A 22160-nucleotide genomic window follows, 5' to 3' on the forward strand; every position below is an offset into this window, starting at 1 on the left:
CGGCCACAGGATGTGGCCACTCTGAAAACAGCATCGGTAGCGGCCAGGTTGGCGCTGCCGATGTTGTTTTTCTGCGCCTGAAAACCCTGCGCGCTTCGCTGTTCCAGATGATTTCGCTGCCCGGCCAGCACGCAGATGAACTTTGTATGACAAGCGTTCGGTCGCGCACCGTTGTAACCGCCTATCAGGTATCGATACGGCCACCTCGGGCGGCTGTGTGACCTAACTCTGTGCTATGGGAAAAGGATCGGATAGTGATGCGTCTGTCTAAAAAAACTTCGAAACCGACGCCTCGCGGCTTCGCCCCTGGATCCTCTCGCTCGGTACTGGAACAGGGCGCGTTGTACCTGACCCCACTGGCCCAGGCCATTGGCCTGTTGGTGCTCACGGGCACGGCCCAGGCCGCGCAGCCGGCGGCTTTCAGTTCGAGCTGGTTTGCCGCCAAAGGCGCGGCCCAGGCCACCCATGCCGCTCGCCCGGGCGGGCAGGTTCCAGGCGCGCCGCCACCGCTGGCGCAACAGCAGACGGCCAACCAGCAATTGCAGCGCTCGCTGAGCAACCTCAACAACACGGTGGCGGCGATCGCCGCGCAGCAGGCCTTGCAGGCGGCGGGCCGTGCGTCAGCCTTCGCCAACCCGCAAACCATTCATAACGGCCTGGGTGGCAACGGCCTGAACCTGGTGATCGGCGCCGATGGCAAACCGGTCTTCAGCAACGTCGAGGCGCCGGTGCAGACCGAGGCGGGCGGCAAGACCCAGGTCTCGATCAAGCAGACGGCCGACAAGGCGATCATCAACTGGGACACTTTCAACGTCGGGCGCGATACCACCGTCAATTTCCAGCAGAACGCCGACTGGGCGGTGCTCAACCGGGTCAATAACGCGACCGCGCCGAGCCAGGTCCAAGGTGCGATCAAGGCCAATGGCACGGTGTTGATCCTCAACCAGAACGGCATCGTTTTCAGCGGCAGCAGCCAGATCAACGTGCGCAACCTGGTGGCGGCCGCCACCGCGTTCGACGACAACCAGTTCAAGAACAATGGCCTTTACAGCCCCGGCGCGGCGCCGACCTTCACCAACGCCGGCGGCAAGGTGCGGGTCGAGCAGGGCGCGCGGATCGAAACCCACGCGCCTGCCAGCTCCACCGCCGGTGGCGGTTATGTGCTGTTGCTGGGCAACGAAGTGGACAACGCCGGGACCATCAGCGCTCAGAAGGGCCAGGTCGCGCTGGCCGCCGGCAGTGATTTCGTGATCAAGAAAGGCCAAGGCACCGACGGTAACGCGCAATCGTCGGTGCGCGGCAATCAAGTGGTCGCCAGCGGCACGGGCGAAGTCAGCAACAGCGGCCTGCTGCAGGCAGCATTGGGCGACGTGAGCCTGACCGGCCAGGACGTGCGGCAAAACGGCGTGGCGCTGGCCAGTACCTCGGTGGATTCACGCGGCACCCTGCACCTGACCGCCAGTCGCAGCGTGACCCTGGGCGAGGGCGCCACCAGTGCGATCCTGCTCGATAGCAGCAGTGCCCTGGACAGCCAGCGCAACGGTCTGCTGCAACCACCCAGTGCCAACACTTCGCCTATCGTCGCGGTCGACGGCTATCGCCGCGACCAGTCGTTGATCGCCATCGACAGCGCCGGCACCGTCGACTTCCAGAAAGGCTCGATCACCCTCGCCAGCGGCGGCCAGGTCGGCGTCCGCGCGACCCAGCGCAGTCGGGTCGGCGATGGCGCGGTCATCGACGTGTCCGGTGCGTTGGGCGTCAAGGTGGCGATGGAATCCAACAGCATCAAGATCAACGTCCAGGGCAACGAACAGCGCGATGCCCCCGGCAACCGCGACAAGGGCGGCCTGAACAGCAAGGACGTGTGGGTCGACACCCGCGACCTGGTGTTCGTGCCCGCCGGCACCAACGGCTACGCGACGGATCGCTGGTACACCGCCGGTGGCCTGCTGGAGGTCGGCGGCTACCTGGGCACCCGCGTGCACAGCGTGGGTGAATGGATGGCCCAGGGCGGCACGGTGTCCTTCAGCGGTAACGATGTAGTGACGCAGAAGGGCTCGCAGATCAACCTGTCCGGCGGCACCCTCGATGTGCAATCCGGCATGGTCAAGCAAAGCTGGCTCAAGGGTGCGAACGGGCGACTGTATGAAATCTCCAGCGCCCCTGGCGACATCCTCTATGAAGGGGTGTACCAGGGTTACGAGGATCACAGTACGCGTTGGGGCCAGAGCCGGTTCTACTACAGTCCGCTGATCGCACCCCGGGAGCGTTTCGAGCAGGGCTACAGCGTCGGTCGCGACGCCGGCTCCCTGGTGATCGGCACGCGCAACGCCGTGCTGGAAGGCCAGGTGGTCGGCGACACCTTCCAGAGCGACCGCCAGGTGCAGGCCGCCCAGGTCGGGCTGGACGGTTACAACCAGTCGGCGAAGGCGGTGGCCCGTGGCGCGCAACTGATCGTTGGCAACTACGTGCCTCACTACGTGAAAAGCAGCGGTACCCTGCAATACGCCTTGCGCGCCAATGCCGGCACGCTGCAGGACATCGTCCTCGGGACCGAGGATCAATCCCTTGCGGCCGGAGTGGGACTCCAGGACACCGTGGCTGAAGGGCGCGAAGGCCGCCTGTACCTGAACAGTGAACAGCTCAACGGCTTCGGCCTTGGCGCCGTGAAGATCGCCGCCACCGGCAGCATCAAGGTCGAAGGAGACCTGCAGGTCGCGCCGGCCGGCAGCATTACCCTGTACGGGCCGCAGGTCCAGGTCGACGCCAACCTGGCGGCGCGGGGCGGCGAGATTGCCCTGGGCAACGTGTTGCAGCAAATCAGTGAGAGCGCCCGGGTCGAGGACACCCGCATCGATGCCGTTGACGGCAGCCGCGCCGCCGTTCGCGTGGGCGAGGGGGTGACCCTCGATACCCGTGGCCTCTGGAGCAACCAACTGCACAACCCGAATGACAGCAGCGCGCTGCCGTTCCTCAATGGCGGCAACGTGTCCCTGCGCAGCAGCGGCGACCTGACGCTGGCGAGCGGCAGCCTGATCGATGTTTCATCGGGCGCCGCGCTGCTGGCCGATGGCAAGCAACGTGGCGGCAAGGGCGGTAACCTGACCCTGGCGGCCAACGCCAATACGTCCGCTGGCGACGGGGTGCTGAGCCTCGACGGTGAGCTGCGCGGCCATGGGGTCAATGGCGGCGGACGCCTGAGCGTGCAGGCCGGCAAGGTGACCCTCAGCGACCACCCGGTGGCGGACGCCGACGCGGGCCTGGTGTTGGGCAATGACTTCTTCAACAAGGGCTTCTCGGCCTACGACATTACCGGTAACCAGGGACTGACCGTCAGCGATGGCACCCAGCTGGACGTCAGCATGCCGGTGTACCACTTTGGCGATAACCTTCAGGACGCAGCGACCGGCAGTGACCCGCAGACGCTGCTGTCGCTCTGGACCCCTGAGCTGTACCAGCAGGATGCGATCAAAGGCGTGTTGAGCCAGCGCAAGGGCGCGAACTTGAGCCTGCAGGCCGGCAGCATCCTGTCCACTGCCAGCGAGCGGGAAACGGCGGCGCTGGTGGTCGGTACGGGCGCGCGGATCAGCGTCGATCCAGGCAGCACTCTGAGCCTGGCCAGCGTCGGCCAGTTGAGCGTCGACGGGCAACTCGATGCCTGGGGTGGGAAAATCCTGCTGACCCAGATCAAGCCGGCGGGGCTGGCGGATATTCCGGCGGTCGAACGTCCCCATCAGCGTTCGATCCTGTTGGGTGAGCATGCACGGCTGGACGTCTCGGCCCGCGCGTTCACGGCAGTGGATGCCCAGAACCGGCGTTACGGCCGGGTGGATGACGCCGGCAGCATTGTCATCGGTGGCAGCGTCGACACCGACAAAGGCACGGCCAGCGCGCCGGACCTGTTCGTGGTGGTGAAGCAGGGCGCGCGGCTGTTGGCCAACGGCGCCCAGGCCGAGCTGGATATCCGTGGCCAAGGCGCCACGACGCTGAGCAGCGCGGGCGGGAGCATCGCCTTGAGTTCGAACAATGGCTTGCGTCTGGACGGCGAGTTCCAGGCGGCTTCCGGCGGTGTGGGCGCTGCCGGTGGCAGCCTGTCGGTGGCGCTGGAAACCCCGCTGTACGATCGCTCGACGGTGGACGATCAGGTGCGGGTGCCGCGTGAGTTGATCCTGTCCCGGGGCACCGGCAGCGCTGCCACCGATGGCCTGATGAGCTACGGCCAGGGCCGCCTGGACGTCGATAAAGTCAGCCGCGGTGGGTTCGCCAACCTGACCTTGCTCAGCAACGGCATCCTGTCGTTTGCCGGTGATGTGAACCTGAACCTGGCGCAGAGCCTGCAGATCTATACCGGCTCCCTGGCGCTGGCCGAGGGCGCGCCGGGTGACAGCCGAATAGCCTTGAACGCCCCTTATGTGCGTCTGGCGGGGGCCGCGGCGCGAGGCGCCGACGTGCATGTACGCCCGACTATCCAGGGTGGCCTGTCGGTGCAGGACAGCGCCGCCCAATTGCAGGTCAACGCCGATCTGCTGGACCTTCGCGACGTCCTGACCCTGGGCGCTCATGGCGTGCTGGCGCGCCAGCAGGGCCCGGCCCTGGAGGTCGATCGTCGCGGTTTTGCCCAGGCGCAGTTGAGCAGCCGGGGCGACCTGCGTTTCCTTGGCGGCTCGCCGCTGAATATCGAGAGTACGGCCACACAACTGCTCAGCAACGCTGACCTGACCCTGCTGGCGGCGCAGATCTATCCGACCACGGGGGCCACGGCGCGGGTCAAGACCACCGCCGACTCGACCCTGCGGATCGGGCGTACCACCGACACGTTGCCGGCCCAACCGTATTCGGTGTTCGGTTCACTGAGCCTGGACGCCGGCACCTTATTGCAGGGCGGCGTGCTGCGGGCGCCGTTGGGGCTGCTCAGCCTGGGCGAAGAAGGGGGCGATATCCAGACCTTGAAGTTGTTGCCGGGCAGTGTCACGTCGGTCAGCGGGGCCGATTTGAACATGCCTTATGGCGGCACGGTCGACGGCTTGTCCTATCGCTACAACGGCAAGGACGTCCAATTGATCGGCGCGGGGGGCAGCACGTCGGTCAACGTGTTGTCGGTGGGCGTCTCGATGATCGGCCACAGCATCGACGTGCAACCCGGTGCCGTGCTGGATCTGTCCGGTGGCGGCGAACTGGCCGGCGCCGGTTTCATTTCCGGGCGGGGCGGCTCTACCGACGCGCGCTACAACCCGTTGGTGCAGATCGGTGCGGACGGTAGCCTGGTACTGCCGGGGTTGGACACCAACCCGGTGTACGCCATCGTCCCCGGCGACCAGCGCGGCTATGCGCCGCCGTCAGGGGAGGCCGGGGCGCGCGATCCGCTGATCGGCCAGCGCATTACCCTGGACGCGGGTGTTCCAGGCCTGCCGGCGGGCACCTACACCTTGCTGCCCTCGACTTATGCCTTGTTGCCGGGGGCGTTCCGGGTCGAACTCAATGGCTTGGCCGACAGTGGGAAAATGGCCAGCAGCCTGGCCATGCGTAACGGCTCCTGGGCCACCTCGGGAGGGCTGTCGATTGCCCACAGCAATATTCGCGATGCGCTGTCCAGCCAAGTGATCCTGACCTCGGCGGCCGTGCTGCGGCGTTATTCGCAATACAACGAAACCGGCTACGCAGCGTTCGCCAAGGCCGACGCCGCGCTCAAAGGCGTGCCGCGGCCGATGATCGAGGCCGATGGCAAGACCCTCAAGCTCAAGTTCAAAGGGGTGGGCGACCCTACCGAGACGTTCCGATTCAACGGAACAGCCCGTTTCAAACCGGCCGAGGGCGGCCTGGGCGGCAGCGTCGGCGTTTTTGCCGACACCGCCCGCCTCGAAGTGCTGCCGGTCGGTCAACAGGCCACGGCGGGTTTCGCCGGCGCCTCGCTCTATGATCAGGCATTGAATGCCTTGCAGGCTCCGCGCCTGTCGATTGGCACGCTGCCCGGCGTCAGCTACGGCCAGGGCGGCAATCTGGTGACCTTCAACTCGACGCTGTCCGACATCATTCTGCGCCAGGGCAGCGGTCTCAAGGCCGGTGAGGTGTTCCTCGCCACCAATGGCAAGGCCGGCGCCATCGTGGTGGAGCAGGGGGCGAGCATCAATACCCTGGGTCAAGGCAGCACTCCGTTCGACTCCCGCAGCGGTTTCGTCTACAACCCGGGCCAGAACAGCCTGCTGGCGGTGTCCAATGGCTGGCTCGATGTGCTACCGCCCACCGCAAGCGCGGGCACCGATGGTCCGGGCTCGATCCTGATCGGCCAGTGTGATAGCGGGCAATGCAGCGGCACCACCGAACTCTATTCCCAAGGCACCATCACCGCTGCGACCGACAATGCCTTCAACCTCGATGAGTCGGTGCGTTTCGGCACGCGCAACCTGACGCTGGCGGTGGGCGCGATCAACATCGGTTCGGCCCAGGCGCTGGCGGCGGCCCAACAACGCCAGGCGCTGCCCAAGGGGCTGACCCTCAACCAGCAGGTGCTTGACCGCCTGCTGCGCGGCGATCGCCTCAAGGGCGCGCCCGCCCTGGAAAACCTGGTGCTCAATGCCCGGGATTCGGTGAACTTCTACGAAAGCGTCGAGCTCAGCACCCTGGACCCCTTGACGGGCAAGTCCAGCCTCCAGCGGCTGGTCCTCGGCACGCCGGCGATCTACGGCTACGGCGCGGCCGGTGACCATGCCAGCATTCGCACCGGCACCCTGGTGTGGAACGGTGCGCTGACGCCGGCCGGCGCGCCGCTGCTGGCCGGACCTGGCAACGGCAGCGGGGTGCTGGATATCCAGGCCCAGGTGCTGGAATTCGGTTACGGCCCGAATGCCCAGGCCAACAACCTCGACAACCCGCAGCGCCTCACGCTGGGCTTCAGCCAGGTCAACCTGACCGCCAGCCAGCGCATCACCGCCAACCACAAAGGCGCGTTGCAGGTGTACCAGTCCCGTGGCGACTATGTCAGCGGCAAAGGCTACAGCTACAGCGGCGGCGACCTGCGGGTGAACACACCGCTGTGGACCGGCGAGGCCGGCTCGGTCAACCGCATCACCGCCGGTGGCGCGCTGACGGTGGCGGGCATTGCCGGGTTGTCGGCCGCAGCCGTCGACAACGCGGCGCTGGGGGCTGAGTTGCAGCTACAGGCCGGCAGCCTGCTGCTCGACGGCACGGTCCGCCTGCCCAGCGGCAAGCTCACCCTCGGCGCCAGTGGCGACGTGGTGCTGGGTGACAACGCCCGGATCGACCTGGCCGGGCGCGAGGTGGTGCTCAACGATGTGCGCAAATACAGTTGGGGCGGTGATCTGTTCCTCGACAGCCGCACCGGCAATATCCGTCAGGCCGCCGGTTCGACCGTCGACCTCAGCGCCCGCAACAACCGCGCCGGCCTGCTCAGTGCGATCGCCCTCGACTCCGATGCCGGCCTGATCGACCTGCAAGGCCGCATCCTCGGTTCCGCCACCGGTACCTATAACGCCGGCGGCACCCTGGTGCCCTATGCCGGCGGCGCGGTGGACCTGCGCGGGCAAACCCTGGGGGATTTCGCCGCGCTGAACGGGCGGCTGAACCGTGACCAAGTGTTTGGCTCGCGCAGCTTCCAGCTCAAGCAAGGCGACCTGGTGATCGGCAACGAACTCAAGGCCAATGCCATCAATGTCTCGGTGGACAACGGCAGCCTGACCGTGCTCGGCACTGTCGATGCCAGCGGGCAAGCGGTCGGGAGTATCCGTCTGGCGGCGAAACACGGGCTGACTGTCGCCGGCAGCGCGCTGCTCGATACCCACGGCAGCATTTTGCGGGTCGACAGCTACGGCAAGATCATCGACAGCCCCAACCGGGCGCTGATCGAACTCAACTCCGGGGACGGCCAATTGACCCTGGCCAGCGGTGCGCGCCTGGACCTGCGCCACGGCACCGGCGCGCCGCTGGGCAATGGCCCGGGACAATATGACGGCCGGGCCCGTGGCACCCTGGAGCTCAATGCCCCGCGGCTGCGGGTCGATGATCCGCGGTACGGCGATATCGCCATCGATGCCTCTGGAAACTTGTCGGTGCTCGGCGCGCGCTCCATCAGCGTCAACGCGATCGCCCGCTACACCGATGCCCGTGACGGCACCGTGCCGGCGGTGGATGGGCGGCCTTATCAAGTAATCGATCAGGGTTACCTGAACGATAAACACAATGACAGCGAGGCGTTCATCAATGCCGCGCTGAACAACGGCAATCTGCTCAACGGCAAGCTGGCCGGCCTGAACAATGCCACTTACGCCGATGCGCTGCACCTGCGGCCCGGCGTGGAGATCCTCAGCAAGACGCCGGACGGCGACCTGGTGGTGCAGGGTGACCTGGACCTTTCCGGTTATCGCTACGCCAGCCTCAACCGCCATATGCAAAAGACCGATGTGTATGGCTCCGGCGAGGCGGGCAACCTGGTGGTGCGCGCCGGTGGCAACCTGAACATCTATGGCAGCATCAATGATGGTTTCGCGCCGCCAGACGCCGGCGACCCGACGTTGCGCACCGATGGCAATGGCTGGTTGCTGATCAGCGGGAAACAGCCGTTCGGTGCTGACCTGGTGGTGCCGGGGGCCGGTGTCGAATTGGCCGAGGGCACCCTGTATCCGGCCGGCAGCCTGCTCAACTATGACGTGCCCTTCAAGGGCGGCAGCCTGCCGGCGGGGCTTGAGCTGCCGACCACGCTGAGCCTGGGCGAGGCACTGAACCTGCCCGCGGGTACGCTGTTGCAGGCCGCCATCCGCGATGCCAGCGGCAACCTCCTGTATGCCGCCGGCACCTTGCTCAAAGAGGCGGTCAGCTTGCCGGTCGACACTCGCCTGGAAGCCGGTACCCGCCTGCCGATGGGCATAACCGTCAAGGACGGCACCTGGCCCAAGGGGGTCGCAGTGCCGGGCAGCGGGCTGACGTTGCGTAGCGCCCTGGCGTTGGGCTCCGGCGCGCTGATTCCTTCCGGCACCGACGTCAAGCTGGCCGAGGGGGTCGACCTGATCGAATTGCGCCCGGTCGATAACGGTATCCAGGGTCGAAATTGGGCGGTCGCAAGCCTGCTGCCGGACGGCTCGCAATCCTGGTCGATGCGTTGGGTGGCGGGGGCCGATACCGAGGCGGCTGATAGCCGCATCACCCGCCCTCATGCAGAGGCGGGCAGTTTGCAATTGGCCGACGGGCATTACCTGGCCAAGCGCGAGCAGACCGGGGGTGGCGGTGGCGGAGGTGGCGGCACGGGGCTGGTCTGGGCGCCGGGCAGCAACTTTGGAGTGCCGGGGGAACCAGTGCCACCCGAAATGCTGGACTTCTGCACCTGGGTTCCCGATGCGTGCATGCCGGCGCCGCCCAAAACGGTTTTGGTCTGGTCTCCGACCAACAATTATGGTGTACCAGGGGAGCCTGTGCCGCCTGAGGCGCTGGATTTCTGCACCTGGTTTCCTGACTGGTGCGTGTTGGCTGTGGTTCCCGACAACCCTCCGGAGCCGATCCGCACCAAGGTCACTCCCGGCAGCCAGCTGTTCAGCGTCTTGCGCACCGGGACCGGGGATCTGGAGTTGCTCAGTGCCGGTGACTTCAATATGCGGTCGCTGTTCGGGGTCTACACCGCCGGCACCCAGTCGGCCTCGTTGACGCCTGGCGCCGACGACCCCTATCAGCAGGCCCGTGGCCGACAGCCCGATGGCAGTGTGCTGGGGGCTGCGGGTGCCGCCTATGAATCGCTCACCACCGGTGGCGCTTACCAGGCCTGGTACCCGGAGCAAGGCGGTAACCTCAAGCTGACGGTGGGCGGTGACCTGCACGGCGATTCGTTCTCCAAGAGAAACGTCGGCAGTGGGGCACAGAACACGTCTGCGGCAATGGGCAACTGGTTATGGCGCCAAGGCACAGGCACCACGGCCGATCCGGCCACGCAAATCCCCACCGCCTGGTGGATCAACTTCGGCACCTTCGCCCAGCAGCCTTCCACCGAGGCGGGTGATCCCTACCTGACGGGCTTTACCGGGATCGGCACGCTGGGCGGCGGAAACCTGAGCGTCGATGTGGGCGGCGACGCCGGCTTGATTTCCCAGCAACTCGGTGTCCTGGGCGCCGATGTGGAGCGCAGCCAGGGGCTGGTGCTGGCCGTGGGCAGCAGTGGCCGGGTTGCCGCCGATGGCCGCCTGGTGTTGACCGGTGGCGGCGACCTGCGGTTGCGCATCGGCGGTGAACTCAACCCTTCCCAGGCGGCACGAGAGAGTGTCAGCGCGGCGGCTGATCTGAACGGGATGCTGGCCAACCTGCGCGGTTCATTGCAGTTGCAGGCTGGAGCGATCGGGGCGTTGGGCCTGACCTACGGCAGCTATGGCGCTTTCCAGGATCCAAAAGAATCTCGAGCCTATGACGCTTACGTTGCGACCATGGCCACCGCTCGCGGCGGCGTGACCCTGATGCCGGGGGATGCCGGCGTCAGCCTGGACAGCCGTGGCGACCTGGTGTTGCAAGGGGTGGGCGATCCGGGACGGGTGGTGATGCAGAACTCCACCGGCTACACCGACCGCGAAGGTGCCTATCGCAGTGGCGGCGGCCTGAGCCAATTCTCCTTGTGGACCGGCAATACCGCCATCGACCTGTTCAGTGTCGGCGGTAACCTGACGCCCATCGTCGCCATTGAAAAACTGGCCGGTCTCAATGCCTCAGTCTCCGGCGGACGTTTTGTCTACCCCTCGATCCTGCGGGCCGTCGCCGCCAATGGCAGCCTTTACTACGGACCATCGGCCCGTGGCGTCAGTGACGTGGCATCGGGGTTCTCGTTGATGACCGCGCCCTCGGCCAATGCCGAGTTGCAACTGATCGCCGCCGATTCGATTTATGCCGGCGGTTATGCGGTCACGCAGTCGGGGGCCGATCCGGCCCTGTTGTCCAGTCCGTTGCGCCCGGCCTTCGCCGGCTACAGCGGGATCAACAGCAATCCGAACTATGATAATTACGGCACTGGGGTCTATGTCGCGCCGAGCGAATTCCCGTTATTCAGTTTTGGCGCCAATACCTTCAGCGTCCAGCCGTATACCCGGCGCGAGCCGGTGCGTTTTTATGCGGTGAAGGGCGATATCGTCGGCCTGCGGACCGGCGAAGTGATTCGTTATCCAGAATCGGGTGACGAAGTGCGCTACGAGGGCAGTGGCCCGCTGCGGGTGATGGCCGGGCGTGACATTGTCAACTCCGGTTTGCCGTTGAACACCGCGACTGATGTGCCTGCTGCCGTCAGTGGTTCGGCTGGCGGGCAATCCATCGGTAACTTGATCGTGCACAGTCGAAGCGATGAAATTTCCCAGGTTTCCGCTGGGCGCGACATCCGCCTGAGCACCTTTAATATCGCCGGTCCCGGCCTGCTGGAGGTCAGTGCCGGGCGCAACCTGTACGGGTCGGGCCCGGGCGTGGGGCAGTTGTACCAGGAGAGCGGTTTCAACAGCATTGGCAATGTCGACCCGGCGGCGCAGGTCCGTGACGGGGGCGCCTCGATCGCGCTGATTGCCGGGGCTGGCCCCCAGGGGCCGAACTATCGGGGTTTGCTGGCGCGTTACCTGCAACCAGGCGCGGCGCTGAAAGATTATCGCGGCGAACTGAACCAGTGGCTGAGTCAACGCTTCGGCTACAGCGCTGGCGAAGACCAGGCTCTGGCGTTTTTCGCCGGCCTGCCGACGGAACAGCAGAACGTCTTCGCCCGGCAGATCTACTTCGCCGAACTCAAGGCCGGGGGGCGCGAATACAACACCGTCGGTGGCGAGCGCAGCGGCAGTTACCGCCGGGGTCGCGAGGCGATTGCCGCGCTGTTCCCCAGCAAGGATGTGGCGGGCAACACCATTCGCTACGACGGTGACATCACGCTCTACGGCGGTTCGGGGATCCACACTGACTTTGGCGGCGATATCCAGGTGCTGACCCCGGGCGGGCAGCAGGTATTCGGGATCGAAGGTGACGCGCCACCGGCCTCGGCCGGGGTCATCACCCAAGGCCGGGGTGACATTCAGTTGTACGCCCAAGGCAGCATTTTGCTGGGCCAGAGCCGGATCATGACCACCTTTGGCGGGTCGATCCTCGGCTGGTCGGCCGGGGGCGATATCAACGCCGGGCGCGGTTCGAAGACGACGGTGGTCTATACGCCGCCAAGGCGCGTGTATGACACTTGGGGCAACGTCACCCTGTCGCCATCGGTACCGAGTACCGGCGCGGGTATCGCCACCCTCAACCCGATTGCTGAAGTGTCACCTGGGGATATCGACCTGATCGCCCCGCTGGGCACCATCGATGCGGGCGAGGCGGGGATCCGGGTGTCGGGCAACGTCAACATCGCGGCCTTGACCGTGGTGAACGCGGCCAACATCCAGACCCAGGGCAAGTCCACCGGCGTGCCGTTGGCGGCTTCGGTGAACACCGGGGCCATCACCTCGGCCAGTTCGGCGGCGTCCTCGGCGACGCAGGCGGCTGAGGATGTCGCCCGTCAGCAACAGAACGCCGCGCGGCAGAACCAGGCGTCGGTGTTCACCGTGCAGGTGGTGAGCTTTGGCTCCGAGCAACTGGCCCCGTCCCGCGATGGCGCCAGCCGCGAAGCCCCACGGGCCTACGACCCGGCCAGCCCGGTCCAGGTCCTGGGCGCGGGGCCTTTGGATGAACAGAGCCGCCAGCGGCTGACAGAGGAGGAACGGGGGCGGTTGAGTTTGTAGGGGGAATTCAGCTTGCGGTGATGTTGGCAGTGCTGGCCCCATCGCGAGCAAGCTCGCTCCCACAGGGGGGACTGCGGTGTTCATGAGCTTTTGCATGCACCGCAGGTCTCAGTGTGGGAGCGAGCCTGTTCGCGATAGCGGTGGAGCGGCGGGTTACAGCCACCGCGGCGTGGTGAAGAACGAGGCCATTTCCGAGCGGGGCAGTGCTGCGCCGAAGTAGGGGCCTTGGACATGGTCGCAGGCCACGTTGCGCAGTTGGCTGTATTGTCGGGCGTTTTCGATCCCTTCGGCGGTGACCATGAGCCCGACGCTGCGGCTCAACCGGATCATCGCCAGGACACCTTCCTTGTCGTCCTCCAGGCCCAACTGCGAGAGGATGTTGCGATCGAAGCGGATGCCATCGAACGGCTGGTCCAGCACCTCGCGCAGGGAGGCGATGTTGGTGCCGAACTTATCGATGTTGATCCGCACCCCAAGATCCTTGAGCGCATGGAGGGTGGCGGCGACGGCCTTGTGGTCGGCCAGCAGCACACCTTCGGCCACTTCCAAGGTTAACCGGTGAGGCGCCAGGCCACTCGTTTCGAGCGCTTCCTGCACCTGGTTGAGCAGGAAGCTGCTGTTGAACCACCGGGGTGAAACCGCGAGGGAGACATTCACATCGCTCGGCCAGGTCACGGCTTCTTCACAGACGTTGATCAAGACCCAGGTGCCCAGTTCTTCCAACTGACCCGAGGTTTCCGCCACGGGGATGAAGTCGGCCCCACCCAGCTCACCCTTTTCGGGGTGGTGCCAGAAGATCTGGGCTTCGAAACCGTGCAGTTGCTCGGCGATCACGTCGAAGCGAGGCAAGTAGCGCAGTTCCAGTTGATCGTGCTGCATGGCGTTGCGCAGTTGCTGCTCGTATTGCCGCCGGTCGCGGGCCAGGTTGCCCATGGCTTCCACGTACACGCGCCAGGTGTTGCGGCCCGCCGCCTTGGCCGCATACAAGGCGATGTCGGCGTGGCGCAACAGTTCATCGGCCCGTTCGTCACCGGGCTGCGCCCAGGCGACGCCGATGCTCACTCCCAGGTACAGCGTGTTGCCGTCCAGGTGCATGGGCCGTTGCATGCAGTCGATCAGTCGTGCACAGAGCTGATCGATATCGTCGGCATCGCCGGGCTCGGGCATGACAATGACAAACTCATCACCGCCCAGGCGCGCCACCAGATCGGTGCCACGGACGTTTTGCTGGAGGATATGCGCCACTTCCCTGAGCACCTTATCGCCCACGGCATGTCCCAGGGAGTCGTTGACCGGCTTGAATCGGTCCATGTCCAGGTTCAGCAGCACCAGGGGCGGGCGATCAGGTCGATCCAGGTGTTCGCGAAGGCAATCGAACAAACGGTTGCGGTTGGCCAGCCCGGTCAGCGGGTCATGCAGGGAGAGGTGCTTGATCTGGGCCAGCGCGCGCAACTCGTCGGTGATATCCGTGGCGGTGCCGCGAAAACCCAAGGTGCCGGCTTCGATGGCCCGTACCGACAGCTTGCAGGTGCGGATGCGCTGGTTGCGCGCGGTGTACTCGCACAGCAGCGGTGCCGAAGAGAGGCTGTTGGCACCGCCGAGCAACCATTGGGCAATCGAGATCGAGCCACCATGGGGGTGGAGCAGCCGGTGCAGCGGTTTGCCGAGCCATTCCGTGGGGCTGAAGCCGGTCACTTGTTCGAAGCGTTCCGACAGGTAGGTCAGCGTCCCGGTCGAGTCGACCTCCCACAACCAGTCGGAGGAGACTTCGGCGATGTCGCGGAAACGTTCTTCGCTGCGCTCCAAAGCCTTGCGGTGGGCCAGCAGGCTGGCGTATTGGCTTTCCTGGGCGCGCAGCATCGTCAAGGCGTGGCGCAGAACGGCCAGGGCCAGGATTCCCAGCACCAGTAACGCCACGGCCAGCAACGGCAGCAGGACTTTGCGCAGATCCTGGCCCGGGGTCTGCGGTCGCCACGCCAGGGCCTCTTGGGTCAGATCGTCGAGCAGCAATTGGGCGGTATCGGCGGGGCCCGGGGTCCTGGCGATATGGGCATCGGGCAGGGCAAAATCCCGCGCCAGGATTTCCAGGGCGCCGGGGTCCAGGACCTTGACGAAGAGCATCAGGCTGGGCGGGCCGGGAATTTGCGCCACGCTGTTGTCCGTGCCAGTGGTGATGGCGGACACGGCGACGAACGCCGGGGCGTCGTCGTGGTGCAGCAGCTCGACGACCACTTCGTCGTGATTTTCCGCCGTGCTGGCTTTGTTCCGCAGTGCTCGCAGGTCGCCGGTCAGCCAGGTGTCGGCATCGACCTCGCTCATCTGGCCATCGATCACCGAATAAACGGTCTTGCCGGTCGGGGAAATGACAAACACCGCCTGGTAGCCATAGAGCGAAAACACGCTGCTGCCGACGTTTTCCTGGTCATAGGCCCATTCCTTGTCGACATCGACATGCAGGTGCCGGTAGGCGTCGCTCCACTTGGAATAGTCGCTCAGGTCGCGGCCGATGCCGGTGCGGATGCCCTCGATGGCCCGCTGGGCGAAAAACAGGCTCTGTTCGCGGGCGCGCCGGTCCTGGGCCGCCGTGATGTTAAGCAGCACGGCGATCGCCAGTGCGGACATGACAAACAGCAGGAGCATGATGGCCGGGAACGTGCGACGGGTGAAACTACGGGTTGGCGAGCCCGGGGAAAGGACAGTCGAGTCATTGCCAGCATTTTCAGTCATAAAAAAGTCATCAGCCAAAAGCGATTTCACCCGCACCTGTCTTGTATCGGCGGGCGGGCTGATTTACTTAGTCGTGTTAACGAAGCAGCCGACAGGCTGCGTTGTTGTCATGTGCGGGCCTTGAAGCGGGATGCCCATTGGAGGGCGACGTCCCGTTGGCGCAGGTAGCTGACCCCGGCGGCGGCCAGCAGGGCGATGAACGCGGCAAGCGCGGCCAAGGCCATGTCCTTTTGTGAATCCCACGGGTCCCGCTGGGCGCCGACAAAAGCCTTGGCGGTATCACCGCCTATATAGGCACCGCCCAACCATTCAATGATCTCGTAAATGGCCGACGACGCGAGAATCAGGCTCCAGGCCAGCAAATAGCCTGTGAACCCCTTTGCAGGCGCCACCCGCAGCAAAACCTCCCGCAGCGGATAGGCCAGCAGCAGGCCATAGCTGAAATGCACCAGCCGATCGAATTGGTTGCGTTGGAACCCCATGAGCTGGTCAAGCGAAGGGCCCCCGGTCAAGGCCTGCCACCACTGGTTGTAGGGCACCTTGGCGTAGCTGTAGTGGGCGCCGATTTCATGGATGCAGAGAAACACGAACAGTAGCGTGGCGGACAGCCGGGAAAAGCTGAATCGCCGATGAACGGCCACCAGCACGACCAGCAACACAACCACCAGCAGGTTTTCCGCCAGCCAGTCGCTGCGTTTCAGGGGGGCGATGGCCAGCCAGCCCCACACCACGCAGAACGCCAGCAGCAGGGACCTTTCATAGCGACGATGCAGCTCAACGGTGGGCATCGTGTCACGCCTCACTCTTTATCCGTGCGATGGCCCGGCAGCAGGCTGCTCAATACCTGCTTGGCGGTCTCCACCACGATGCCTCGCTCGTTCGGGTCGCCCTGGAGCAGGGTCGAGGCAAACTTCTTGGCCTGTTCCAGCTTGATGTGCGGTGGCAGCGGCGGCACGTCGGGGTCGGTGCGAAATTCGATCAGCACCGGACGATCCGCCGCCAGCGCGGTTTCCCAGGCCGTGGCCACGTCGTCTTCGTGCAACACGAGGATGCCCTTCAAGCCAATGGATTCGGCAAACAGGTGGTAGGGCACGTCGGGAATGTCCTGGGAGGCTTCGAATTTTGGATCGCCCTCCATCACCCGTTGTTCCCATGTCACCTGGTTCAAGTCCCGATTGTTGAACACTGCACAGATCCAGGTGCCGTTGGCCCAGGTGCGCCAGTATTTGGCGACGGTGATCAGCTCGGCCATGTTGTTCATCTGCATGGCACCATCGCCTACCAGGGCGATCACTGGCCGCTGCGGGTGGCAGAACTTCGCCGCGATGGCGTAGGGCACGGCGGCGCCCATTGACGCCAGGCCACCCGACAGCGAACACATCATGCCGCGCCGGATCTTCAGGTCGCGGGCGTACCAATTGGCGCAGGAGCCCGAATCGCAGGTGATGATGGCCTGCTCTGGCAGTCGCGGCGACAGCTCGAAGGTGACTCGCTGCGGGTTGATCGGTTTGGCGGCTACCAAGGCGCGTTTTTCCAGGGTGCGCTCCCAGCGTTCCCGCCAATGCTCGATTTTCTTGCGCCAGGTGCGGTCGGTTTTTTCTTCGATCAGCGGCAGCAGGGCGCGCAAGGTATCGACGCTGTCGCCGTGCAGGCTGACTTCCATGGGATACCGCAGGCTGAGCATGTCCGCTTGAATGTCGATCTGCACGCCCCGGGCCTGGCCTTCAGGGGGCAGGAACTCGGCGTAGGGGAAGCCGGAGCCGATCATCAGCAGCGTGTCGCAGCCGGCCATCAGGTTGTCGCTGGGCTCGGTGCCGAGCAGGCCGATGGTGCCGGTGACCCAGGGCAGGTCATCGGGCACGGCGGCCTTGCCCAGCAATGCCTTGGCCACACCGGCACCCAGTTTCTCGGCGATGGCGATCACCTCGTCGGTGGCCTGCAGCGCGCCGGCACCGACCAGGATGGCGACTTTCTTGCCGGCATTGAGCACCTCGGCGGCTTTGCGCAAGTCCTCTTCGTAGGGGACGACGCTGGGCTTGCGGTAGCCGACGCCGGAGTGAACGGTCCCGTGCTTGTGGCGCGGCGCGGTGTATTCCATGTCCTGGAGGTCGTTCGGCAGGATCAGCGCCGTGACCCGGCGCTCACCCACCGCCGTACGTACGGCGCGGTCGAGCAGGTGACGCACCTGGGCGGGCACGCTGGCTTGCTGCACGAACGCCCCGGCCACGTCCTTGAACAGGCTGACCAGGTCCAGTTCCTGCTGGTAATGCCCGCCCAGCGCGGCGCGGGCCTGCTGGCCGCTGATGGCGAGCACTGGCATGTGGTCCATTCGGGCATCGTAGAGGCCGGTCACCAAGTGGGACGCGCCGGGTCCGGAAGTGGCGATGCAGACCCCCAGTTCGCCGGTGAACTTGGCGTGGGCGCAGGCCATGAACGCGGCCATTTCCTCGTGGCGGGCCTGGATGAAGCGGATCTTTCCCTGGGCGCGGTTCAAGGCGCCAAACACGCCGTTGATGCCATCGCCCGGATAGCCATAGATACGGCGAACCCCCCATTCATAAAGACGTTCCACCAGGAAATCACCGACGGTCATGCTCATGTCTGTCCCTCGTTTCGGGCTGTGGTCGCTCGGCGCGACGTGCAGCGGTTGACGTTCATACAGGACTTGACCGGTGCACGCCGTCCAAGGTTTCGATTTTTTCAACGCCAGGGGCTGTGGCCGGGCGGGCGTGTATCGCAGTGTGTACCGCGCAGGCCCGGATACATCTGCTTGACGAAGGGCCGGGCCGGCGACACAGGCCGGATACACACCGTCGATTAACTACGCCAGCCAGCCGGCCCCGAGCCTCGGTGCCGGTGACTGGCGGATTAATCGTCAATCGTCAGAGGAATACCCCATGCTCAACTTCTCCCGTCATTCATCCCTTGCACTTGGCCTGGCTTTGGTCGGTGGCCTGGGTCTCTCCACGGCGGCTTCGGCCTTGACCATGAACGACCTGGCCCAGGGCTACACCCTGGCCGCCGCCGATACGGTGAAGAAACCCGCCGAAGGCAAGTGCGGCGAAGACAAGTTCGCCAAGACCGATAAAAACCACGATGGCCAGGTCTCGCGGGACGAATTCATCGCCGCCGCGCCGGAACGCGCCGCTGAGTTCGACAAGATCGACGCCAACCACGACGGCGGTATCTCGTTGCCGGAAGCCAAGCAATACCTGTCGGCCCAGGCGAAGACCGCGGAAGGCAAATGTGGCGAAGGCAAGTGCGGGGCGGCTATCGAGTCCTGATTCGCCCCCGGTGGTGAGCCTGATGCGTTGATGCCAGCCCACTGAAGCGGCGTCGAACAAAGGCTCCGTGGCGAGGGAGCTTGCTCCCGCTGGACCGGTCCGACGCTTCGGGCGTAGCAGGCCCAAAAAAACTGGGGCCGCTGCGCGACCCAGCGGGAGCAAGCTCCCTCGCCACGGGTATTCGGTTTCCATCATGGGGTTGATCGTTCCATGAGGCTCACCACATCTCGTTTCCCCAGGAGATGTGCCATGTTGAATCTACCCCAACCTTCGGCAGGCCTCGGCCTGCGCCGGGCCTTGCTCGCTGAACTGCGCCAGGCACCGCCCGGGGATTTCGATTTTCTTGAAGTCGCTCCGGAAAACTGGATCGGCATCGGCGGCCCCCATGGCGCCGCCTTGCATTCCCTGGCCGAACGTTATCCGTTGACGTGCCATGGCCTGTCGTTGTCCCTCGGTGGGCCGGCGCCGCTGGACCTGGCGTTTCTCGGCCAGGTGCGTGCTTTCCTCGAGCGTTTCAAGGTGCCGTTGTACAGCGAGCACTTGAGCTACTGCGGTGACGAGGGGCATTTGTATGACTTGTTGCCGCTGCCCTTCACCGAGGAAGCGGTCCATCACGTGGCGACGCGGATCCGCCAGGCCCAGGATGTGCTGGGACGCCGCCTGGCGGTGGAAAACGTCTCTTATTACGCCGCCCCCCAACAGGACATGAGCGAGCTGGAATTCACCCGGGCGGTGTTGCGCGAAGCCGATTGCGACCTGTTGCTGGACGTCAATAACGTCTACGTCAACTCGGTCAATCATGGCTTCGATCCCCAGGCATTCCTGGCGGGTCTTGAGCCGGGGCGGGTGGTCGCGATGCATGTGGCCGGGCATTACGACGAGTCCGACACGCTGAAAATCGACAGCCATGGCGCGCCGGTCAAGCCGGTGGTCTGGGCGCTGCTGGCCCAGGCTTATGCACGTTTCGGCGTACAGCCGACCTTGCTCGAACGGGACTTCAACTTCCCGCCTTACGCCGCGCTGGTGGCCGAACTGCAGACGATTCGCCAGTTACAGCACCAGGCCGGCACCTGGCGGGCGGTGGCCCATGGCTGAGGCCCGGCAGACGCTGCATCAGCAGCAACAGGCGCTGACCCGCTACCTGCGCGACCCGGATCACTGCCCGATCCCGTCCGGCATGGACGCGGCGCGGGCCCAGGTGTATCGCGACCTGATCTTCGAGAACATGCGTGCGCTGCTCAGCGGCACCTTCCCCGTGTTGGTGAACCTGCTGGGACAGGACCCCTGGCGTGCCTGCGTGCGCCGATTCCTGCGTGAACATCGCTGTGCCACGCCCAAGTTCGGTGAAATCGCCGAGGAATTCGTTGGCTATCTTGCAGACCATCCCTCGCCGGACTGGCCGCCGTTCGTGGCGGAGCTGGCGCACTACGAGTGGGTCGAGATGGCGCTGCTGCAATCCGAGGCCGAGCCGTTGCCGGCCCATGACGAGACGTCCTTGCTCGGCTCGCCACTGCGTGTCTCGCCCTTGGCCTGGCCGCTGGCGTACCAATGGCCGGTGCATCGCCTGGCGCCGAGTTATCAGCCCTCGACACCACCGGCGCAGCCGACGCTGCTGCTGGTGCGGCGAACGCCTGGGTTCGAGGTGCGTTTTTCCGAACTCAGCCCGTTGGCCTGGCGGCTTTTGCAGCGCATCGAGGCCTATCCAGGGTTGACGGGGCGAGGGCAGCTGCTGGCGCTGGCGCGGGAGGCGGGGGTGGATTCGGCAGAATTCATGGACAGCGCGGTGGCGCTGTTGCGGCGGATGCAGGAGGAAGGGGTTGTTGGCGTACAGCCACACCTCGCCAATTAACCCCGAACCCTTGTGGGAGCGAGCTTGCTCGCGATGACGGTACATTAGTCACTGTTGAAGTCGACTGACCCACTGCCATCGCGAGCAAGCTCGCTCCCACAAAGTTTTTTTCAGGCCTTGTTTCGGCGATGCAGCCCAGCCCCCAGCACCGCATCCACACTCAACTTCCCAGCCCCTTGCAACAGCAACGGCAGCAAGGCCACCAGGTAGATCAGCGGCAGCTTGAAGTTGCCGTGTCCCTTGTTGGTAATCGCATAACCCTGGGCCAGCTCGCTCAAGCTCGACCAGTCCGCCGGCCAGTGCACCGCAGCGGTCGCCACCACGGTGACGACGATCAGCACCAGGGCCCAGAGGCGGGTACCCAGGCCGATCAACAGGGCGATGGCACCGATCAGCTCGGCCCACATCGCCAGTTCCCAGTTCCATTGGGCCGGCACATGGTTGAACGGGAACGGGAAGGCAGACTGGATCTCGGCGAACCAGTTCGCGCCGTTCCATTTCTCCAGACCGGATTCGAAGAACTCCCAGGCCAGGAACAGGCGCAGGCCCAGCGGCGCCAGCCATGCCCCGAGGTTCTCGAGCGGGGTATGCAGTGTTTTCAAGGTACTTGCGTACATGATCGATCTCCCTTGGCTCAAGCCGCGTGTTGCGGCCGTTGGCGCCGCTGGGTGGCCTGGGCCAGCTTGCCCACCAGGCGGACGGCGGTGGCGGCGCAGATCAGGCCGAAGGGCAGCACGTACCAGTCGCTCATGGGGATGCGTTTGAAGTTGGAATAGGCAAAGATCGCCGCCAGCACCCACATGCCGGTGACATGCAGGCGCTTCCAGGCCTTGAAACCGATCAGGCGCGTGGTGCTTTTGAACGAGGTCAGCGCCAGCAGCAGGATGAACACATAGCCCACGGTACCGGGCACGTTGCCGAGGGTGGTGCGGCCGGGCCAGAACTCGGTATTGAGCTGGCCGTAGGTGTAAATCAGCACGGCGTGGACCAGGTGGGAAAAGGCAAAGGCCAGTCCGATGAAGCGCCGTTCACGCACCAGCGCCCGGCTCAGGGGCGAGGGCACCAGCACCGCGAATGCCGAGGCGGTAAAGGCCAGCAGGAACAGGATGAACGACGAACGCGCCGTGGCGCGAATGGCGCTGCGCACGCCTTCGGTCAGGTCCGGGTTGAGTATCAGGATCAACCCGGTCATCAACAGCACCAGGGCGGCGAGCAGGCTGAACAGCGACCAGCCTTGGTAACGAAAGGGGGATGCGGTAGGGGTAGGCATGTGAAGGCTCCTTGGATGTCGACGGCCCGGTCGTGATAGTCGCCGGGGATGGGAGGGAGTCTTTCAAGCCGGTGTAAGCGGGGTGTGTCCGCGGCGCAGCATTGTGCAAGTTCGTGTATGCCGATCATCCGCAGACACACTGGCATACAAACCGCTATCGCGAGCAAGCTCGCTCCCACAGGGGGATCTGGGTAAGGCCCCCCCTATTTGCAACGCCAAAGAACAGTGTGGGAGCGAGCTTGCTCGCGAAGGCGTCGGGTCAGTTGAATGAATGCTGGCTGACCCACCGCTATCGCGAGCAGGCTCGCTCC

General features: G+C 65.1%; 9 protein-coding genes. 4 read left to right on the forward strand and 5 right to left on the reverse strand.

What is annotated here, in order from left to right; all coding sequences use genetic code 11:
* Window positions 1–257: 257 nt before the first annotated feature.
* The gene (locus ACIPQ1_RS10960) at window positions 258–12719 is read left to right on the forward strand and encodes a filamentous haemagglutinin family protein (RefSeq protein WP_446534087.1); all 12462 of its coding nucleotides are present in this window, start codon (window positions 258–260) and stop codon (window positions 12717–12719) included.
* A gap of 153 nt (window positions 12720–12872) precedes the next feature.
* Here ACIPQ1_RS10960 and ACIPQ1_RS10965 read toward each other — a convergent pair whose 3' ends face one another.
* The 3 genes from ACIPQ1_RS10965 to ACIPQ1_RS10975 form a co-directional block, all read right to left on the reverse strand.
* On the reverse strand, window positions 12873–15446 hold the full coding sequence (locus tag ACIPQ1_RS10965; protein ID WP_446534088.1) for a bifunctional diguanylate cyclase/phosphodiesterase: 2574 nt from the start codon (window positions 15444–15446) through the stop codon (window positions 12873–12875).
* 107 nt (window positions 15447–15553) lie between these two features.
* The gene (locus tag ACIPQ1_RS10970; RefSeq protein ID WP_411387400.1) at window positions 15554–16234 is read right to left on the reverse strand and encodes a DUF2238 domain-containing protein; all 681 of its coding nucleotides are present in this window, start codon (window positions 16232–16234) and stop codon (window positions 15554–15556) included.
* An 11-nt stretch (window positions 16235–16245) separates the two neighbouring features.
* On the reverse strand, window positions 16246–18045 hold the full coding sequence (locus ACIPQ1_RS10975; RefSeq protein WP_446534089.1) for a thiamine pyrophosphate-requiring protein: 1800 nt from the start codon (window positions 18043–18045) through the stop codon (window positions 16246–16248).
* A 298-nt stretch (window positions 18046–18343) separates the two neighbouring features.
* Here ACIPQ1_RS10975 and ACIPQ1_RS10980 point away from each other — a divergent pair, with 298 nt between their 5' ends.
* The 3 genes from ACIPQ1_RS10980 to ACIPQ1_RS10990 all read left to right on the forward strand — a co-directional run bounded on the left by ACIPQ1_RS10980 (window position 18344) and on the right by ACIPQ1_RS10990 (window position 20579).
* On the forward strand, window positions 18344–18730 hold the full coding sequence (locus ACIPQ1_RS10980) for an HvfA family oxazolone/thioamide-modified RiPP metallophore (protein WP_072404447.1): 387 nt from the start codon (window positions 18344–18346) through the stop codon (window positions 18728–18730).
* A gap of 249 nt (window positions 18731–18979) precedes the next feature.
* Window positions 18980–19825: an HvfB family MNIO-type RiPP peptide maturase gene (locus ACIPQ1_RS10985; RefSeq protein ID WP_446534090.1), complete on the forward strand. Its 846-nt coding sequence runs from the start codon at window positions 18980–18982 to the stop codon at window positions 19823–19825.
* Window positions 19818–20579, forward strand: coding sequence for an HvfC family RiPP maturation protein (locus ACIPQ1_RS10990; RefSeq protein ID WP_446534091.1), 762 nt, complete (start codon window positions 19818–19820; stop codon window positions 20577–20579). Before ACIPQ1_RS10985 ends, ACIPQ1_RS10990 begins: the two co-directional genes overlap by 8 nt.
* Window positions 20580–20689: 110 nt before the next feature.
* On the opposite strand, the gene ACIPQ1_RS10995 is transcribed toward ACIPQ1_RS10990, so the two are convergent.
* Together ACIPQ1_RS10995 and ACIPQ1_RS11000 are read right to left on the reverse strand one after the other, a co-directional pair.
* Window positions 20690–21196, reverse strand: coding sequence for an HvfX family Cu-binding RiPP maturation protein (locus ACIPQ1_RS10995; protein ID WP_411387404.1), 507 nt, complete (start codon window positions 21194–21196; stop codon window positions 20690–20692).
* 17 nt (window positions 21197–21213) lie between these two features.
* A complete protein-coding gene (locus ACIPQ1_RS11000; protein ID WP_207965207.1) occupies window positions 21214–21849 on the reverse strand; it encodes a ferric reductase-like transmembrane domain-containing protein in 636 nt (211 codons plus the stop codon).
* Window positions 21850–22160 lie beyond the last annotated feature (311 nt).

It is taken from the genome of Pseudomonas sp. LARHCG127 (assembly GCF_052871455.1).